The organism is uncultured Campylobacter sp., assembly GCF_938039205.1.
Taxonomy (GTDB): domain Bacteria; phylum Campylobacterota; class Campylobacteria; order Campylobacterales; family Campylobacteraceae; genus Campylobacter_A.
Map to the genome: position 1 here is coordinate 1 of NZ_CALHVM010000038.1, position 5421 is coordinate 5421.

Annotated in this window: 6 protein-coding genes; 3 read left to right on the forward strand and 3 right to left on the reverse strand. The window is 43.4% G+C overall.

Annotation, left to right across the window (positions count from 1 at the left end):
* Positions 1-379 precede the first annotated feature (379 nt).
* Complete coding sequence (locus Q0394_RS04995; protein WP_298945791.1) at positions 380-1840, forward strand: aldehyde dehydrogenase family protein; 1461 nt, start codon at positions 380-382, stop codon at positions 1838-1840.
* Positions 1841-2027: 187 nt separating this feature from the next.
* Here the strand turns inward: Q0394_RS04995 and Q0394_RS05000 are convergent, their stop codons facing one another.
* The gene (locus Q0394_RS05000; RefSeq protein WP_298945794.1) at positions 2028-2882 is read right to left on the reverse strand and encodes a DUF364 domain-containing protein; all 855 of its coding nucleotides are present in this window, start codon (positions 2880-2882) and stop codon (positions 2028-2030) included.
* 247 nt (positions 2883-3129) lie between these two features.
* Between Q0394_RS05000 and Q0394_RS05005 the strand changes: the two genes are divergently transcribed.
* Entirely contained in the window at positions 3130-4242 is a 1113-nt protein-coding gene (locus Q0394_RS05005; protein ID WP_298945796.1) for a tyrosine-type recombinase/integrase, read from the forward strand.
* Between the two features lie 90 nt (positions 4243-4332).
* Here Q0394_RS05005 and Q0394_RS05010 read toward each other — a convergent pair whose 3' ends face one another.
* Both Q0394_RS05010 and Q0394_RS05015 read right to left on the reverse strand, forming a co-directional pair.
* Positions 4333-4614, reverse strand: a complete 282-nt coding sequence (locus Q0394_RS05010) for a helix-turn-helix transcriptional regulator (RefSeq protein WP_298789591.1) — start codon at positions 4612-4614, stop codon at positions 4333-4335.
* On the reverse strand, positions 4607-4930 hold the full coding sequence (locus tag Q0394_RS05015) for a type II toxin-antitoxin system RelE/ParE family toxin (protein WP_298945799.1): 324 nt from the start codon (positions 4928-4930) through the stop codon (positions 4607-4609). Before Q0394_RS05015 ends, Q0394_RS05010 begins: the two co-directional genes overlap by 8 nt.
* A 151-nt stretch (positions 4931-5081) precedes the next feature.
* Here Q0394_RS05015 and Q0394_RS05020 point away from each other — a divergent pair, with 151 nt between their 5' ends.
* A complete protein-coding gene (locus tag Q0394_RS05020; RefSeq protein ID WP_298945801.1) occupies positions 5082-5351 on the forward strand; it encodes a hypothetical protein in 270 nt (89 codons plus the stop codon).
* Positions 5352-5421: the final 70 nt, after the last annotated feature.

Genomic DNA, 5421 nt, shown 5'->3' on the forward strand with positions numbered 1-5421 from the left:
AAGGAAGGCGACGCTCTACTTCGCTTCGCTCGTAGCTGCAAGCAGACCGTAAGTAGAACCCCTTCCTCTCCCTAAAAAAGAGAAAGGCGGATATAAAAGGAGCTCTTTTGCTTCGGCTTTGCCTCGCAACTGCAAAGCAGAGCGTAATTCAAGCCCCTTCCCCCTTAACAAAGAAGTAAAATGTAAATTTGACAACTAAATTTTAGCATCTTAAAGATACGGGTCTCGGCGACTCAAATTTAAAATATTCCCCCAAATTTAACCTAGAATCCCGTCAAATTTCCGCTCAAATTTTTGATAACGATTATTTTCTAATTATCAAATTATTTATATTCGAGGAGTAATATTTCAGTTATTAAATAATCTTAAAGGAGAAAAAATGGTTAAGTTACAAGAAAAATACGGCCTTTTTATAAACGGCGAATTTGTCCCCGCAAGCAGCGGCAAGATGCTAGATACCTTTGATCCCGCCACCGGCAAAAAGCTAGCCGCGATCGCGGACGCGAGCAAAGAGGACGTGGACGCCGCGGTCAAGGCTGCGCGAGAGGCGTTTAAGACGTTTCGCCACAGCACCGTAAGTGAGCGAAGCAAAATTTTGCTCAAGATCGCCGATATAATCGACGCAAATAAGGACTTTTTGGCTACAGTCGAGACGATGGATAACGGCAAGCCTATCCGCGAGACGCTAAACGTGGACGTGCCGTACGCGGCGGAGCATTTTAGGTATTTTGCAGGCGTGATCCAGGGCGAAGAGGGCAGCGCAAACGTACTCGAGGAAAAGCACCTCTCGCTAATCTTGCGCGAGCCTATCGGCGTCGTAGCGCAGATCGTGCCGTGGAATTTCCCGTTTTTGATGGCGGCGTGGAAGCTAGCTCCGGTCATCGCCGCGGGCGACACGAGCGTGCTAAAACCGTCGTCTGAGACCAGCCTGAGCGTGCTAGAGCTAATGCGTCTCATCAAAGACGTGCTACCAAAAGGCGTCGTAAACGTAATCACGGGCAAGGGCAGCGGCGCAGGCGAGTTTTTGCAAAAACACAGCGGCATCGACAAGATCGCGTTTACCGGCTCGACCGAGATCGGGCGCGAGATAGCTATCTCGGCGGCTGAAAAAATCATCCCCGCAACGCTCGAACTAGGCGGTAAATCAGCCAACATCATCTACGCCGACGCAGACTTTGATCTAGCTCTAGACGGCGTTCAGATGGGCATTTTGTTTAACCAAGGGCAAGTTTGCTGCGCTGGCAGCAGGATATTTGTCGAGGAGAAAATTTACGACAAATTTATCGCCGCTGCTGTGGAGAAATTTAAAAACCTAAAAGTCGGCGATCCTCTGGATCCAAAGACGCAGATGGGCTCTCAGATCAACGCCAAACAAGCCGCCAAGATCGTCGAGTACATCAATATCGGCGTTAAAGAAGGCGCTAAAATCGCTGTAGGAGGCAAGCTCGCGGCTGCGGGCGACAGCTTCGTCGAGCCGACGCTGCTAGTGGACGTGAGCAACGATATGCGCGTGGCCAGAGAGGAGATCTTCGGGCCTGTGGGCGTCGTGATCAAATTTAAAAACGAGGACGAGCTGATAAAGATGGTAAACGACAGCGAATACGGCCTAGGCGGCGGCGTCTTCACGCAGGACATCACCCGCGCCCTCCGCACCGCTCGCGCGATGGAGACGGGCCGCGTGTGGATAAACTGCTATAACCAGATCCCCGCAGGCAGCCCGTTTGGCGGCTATAAGAGCTCCGGCATCGGCCGCGAAACGCACAAAATCATCCTCGAGCACTACACTCAGATGAAAAATATCATGGTAAATTTGACGGGCAAGGTTAGTTCGTTTTATTAAAATTTGCTAGCACAAATTTGGGTCGGGCGATTTGCTCGGCCCTTTTTTATATTCGACAAAATTCTTATAAATTCGCACAAATTTAAAACTGATTTTTATCTACTTTTGTTTTAAATTTAATATCAAGCCGGTGATTTTACATTAAACAAAATCACTCCCTGGACTGCAAATTTAGTCAAATTTGGTTTTATGCATTTTGATCGTTAAATTTAGAAGTCGAACTCTCGCGACTCATTACGAATTTCTCCGCAAATTTGCCGAAAAAATGATACCCCGAACCAGCCTGCGCGATCACATCCAAAAGCTCGTCCGCATGCGTAGTGTAGACGCCGCCCACACGACTCACGCCCCTATCAAAAAGCGCTTTAGGCGACATCGAAACCGTCGGTCCGACGACGATGACTTCGGCCCCGCTCTTTTTTAAGCTCAAGATCTCCTCCAGCATGTCGTTTAATAGCGTGACGCCGGTTATTATGAGATTATCGGCCGCTCTGACCGCGTCCGCGGCGCATTCTTGCGGGATAAAATACTTTAGCTCATCGCCTTTTAGAGCGCTCTTATCAAGCTCCAAAATACGAAAATCCAGGCCGTTTTTTATCATAAATTTGATGTAAGGCACCAGTGCACCCACAATCACGCTAAACGAGCTGCCCTTGATAGCTAACTCGTCAAAAGGATCGGCCTTAAATTTGGTCGCATACGGACTACCAGAGCGCTCATAACACGTCTGCGAAAGCGCGTTTAGGGCGGCTACGGCGATGGTTTTTTTGATAGGGCTATCGCTAGTTATGTCTTTTAAAAGAGTTTTTACGTTTTTACCGCAGATGTTACCGGATTTTGGCATTATCGCGGCTTGCGACGGACAGCAAACGGCCTGCGGAAATGATTTTAGCGGAGTGTAGCTCACGCCGCAAACGCCGTTACTTAGCTTTACGCCCGTAAAAAACAGCCCGACCACAACGCGCTGCACGTTTAAATTTTTTATTTCGTCGCCTAAATTTTCATAAATTTGGCTTAGGGTGTCGTTTAAAATTTGACCCACGGCAATCTCCTTTCGGCTATGCAAGTAGTTAAATTTTATGAAAATTTTACAGCAAAATATTTTAAATTATATTAATCTATGTCAGATTTTATCTAAAGTAGGTAGCATACTGTAAAATTTATCCAAATTTAGTACTAAAAATTTAAAAGTAGATCAAATCAACATATGATAAAACAGATTGTATTGTGGAGATGGGTTACCCAGCGGGTTACCCAAAGCGGTGCAAAGAATTTTAAAAAGGACTCAAATGTCAATCAGTCTAAGCGAATACAAAAAGACGAAAGTTCCAAATATATACGTGAGTAAAAATCATACGAATAAATTTTTATTCAGAAAAAGAAGTAGTGACGGAAAGCGAGCTACCAAAGTAATTGAAATAGCCGTAAGAGAAAAATGGACCGGGCGAGAATATTTACAAGAAGCTATGGCGGTTTTTGCCGAATGGGTAAAAAGCAAAGATATGGCGGTATCTGCCGTTTCTAGGATCCAGCCAAATATTAAAGTTAAGCAGCTTTGGGATTTATATATGGAAACTAGAGCCAAAACCAAAGCTACGACAGGGCTAGCGGCGATGTTTAACAATCATATCAAAAACAACCCGCTAGGCTCGCTAGCAATAGAAAAGGTAACGCTTGATCATATTCAAATTTTTTATAATTCTATGCGAAGCAAAGGGTTATCGCCAAAAACATACAATAAAACGATAAAGGAAATTTTGCGCCCTATGTTTAAGTATGCGCTTATTCATAGGGCTCTAGCTTTTGAACCGACGTTTGGTTTAAAGCTAGACAAGATTGAGAAAAAATCAAAAGTCATCAACTGTTCGGATAAACTTAGAAATTTGTTTTCCGCCATTAATGAACTTTACGCCGACGACGTTTTTTACTGGACGCTTTTTGTCCTGATTTTTACGGGCAGGCGAAAGTCCAAAATTTTAAACCTAAAATGGAAAAACATAAATTTCAGCAACAACACTATGCTTTTAGAGAGGACAAAAAACTCTAACGACTATATCGTAGTCATCCCAAATTTTATAGCGTCCAAGCTACAAGAGATACCGAGAATAGCTGAGCTGGTATTTGCTAGCCCCGTAAGCGGCGAGACGATAGTTAATCTAGACAGACGAGTTAAAAAAATCAGAGAACTTTCGGGTGTTGAGAATTTTCACCTACATATGGCGCGAGATATAGTAGTCGGTGCTCTTGCGGAAGCTAGCGCGGATATCCATACGATGTCGGGCACTTTACTACACGAAGAACTAGCGACCCTGCAACACTATCTAGGCGTCGATACTTACAAAGCGACCCAAAAAAGTTCGCAAGTGATAGAAAATTTAGTAGCCACTAAAAGATTAGGGTAGAAATAGTCTTCAAGTTAAAGCCAGTATCGCCCACTTCTTGGTTTATAAGATGTGTTTGCGCGAGGCAAATTTTGACCTCGCCTTTTTTTGTTAGTTTAGTGCGATATTTAGCCGCTTTAATCCCAATGCTTTTGCGTATTTGATTATCGTCTGAAATTTAAAATCTCCGCTTGCGCTTTCTAGTCTAGCTAGATTGGACTGTTTCATACCCATCCTCTCCGCTAGCTGCGACTGCGTCAGTCCGCTTTTTATTCTAGCTTTTATCAACTCGCTTTTTAGTTCGTATTCGGGCATCAGGGCTTCGTATTCGGCTCTAAATTCATCGTTTTTCATCATTTCATTAAATACGTCGTCAAATTTTACTTCAGGCATTTTTTAACTCCTTCAATCTATTTCTGGCGATATCCAGTTCTTTCTGAGGTATTTTATCGCTTTTCTTTACAAACACGTGCAATATATAAACGCGCCTACCAGCCATATAACAAAATATACCTCTGCCTATACCTTCTGCACCCTTAGCCCTTATCTCAAAAAGCCCGTCGCCTAAGCTTTTAGTTTGCGGCTCACCGACTTGGTTGCCGTAAAGACGCAAGAGCTTAAATATATGTGTCATGTTAGCGGAAATTTTAGGAGGTAGGGCTTTAAAATCTTCAGCTACTCGATCGTCCAAAAATATAATTTCCCACAAACTTTATCCTTCGGACGGATTATATCATAAAAGATATTAAACTTTTTTGTAAATTTGTCTAAGCATCCGACCGCCCCTCTGGCACCACAAAACAAAAACAGTAAATTATCTTTTGGTGAACCGACTTTTTGCTGGACTCAAGGCTTGTTACATGGTAGGATGGATGCAAAATTTTGTAAAAAGGGAAAAAATGCAAATAAATCCTTGTCAAAAAAAGTTTATAACGCCCATGGAATTTGAAGCTCTCTTTAGTGTCGGTACTGATGCCCAATCGATTTGGAGATCTAAAGGTATATTACCATACGTAAAGCTAGGCGGCAGAAAAGTTCTATACGATAGAGAAAAGATAGAAAAATGGATAGCCAAACACGAAGTGGCTGGAGATCAAAATCTATGCGTTTTAGACGCTGAGCTTATATAGTCCGATCTGTAAAATATGAAAATAAACGGCTACGAGATCGTAATTAACGTTTTATACGATAATTTAACTC

Excerpts from the sequence above, each read along its gene's own strand:
- Q0394_RS04995 (WP_298945791.1), top strand. The coding sequence starts at position 380 with ATGGTTAAGTTACAAGAAAAATACGGCCTTTTTATAAACGGCGAATTT.
- Q0394_RS05005 (WP_298945796.1), top strand. The coding sequence starts at position 3,130 with ATGTCAATCAGTCTAAGCGAATACAAAAAGACGAAAGTTCCAAATATA.
- Q0394_RS05010 (WP_298789591.1), bottom strand. The coding sequence starts at position 4,614 with ATGCCTGAAGTAAAATTTGACGACGTATTTAATGAAATGATGAAAAAC.
- Q0394_RS05020 (WP_298945801.1), top strand. The coding sequence starts at position 5,082 with ATGGTAGGATGGATGCAAAATTTTGTAAAAAGGGAAAAAATGCAAATA.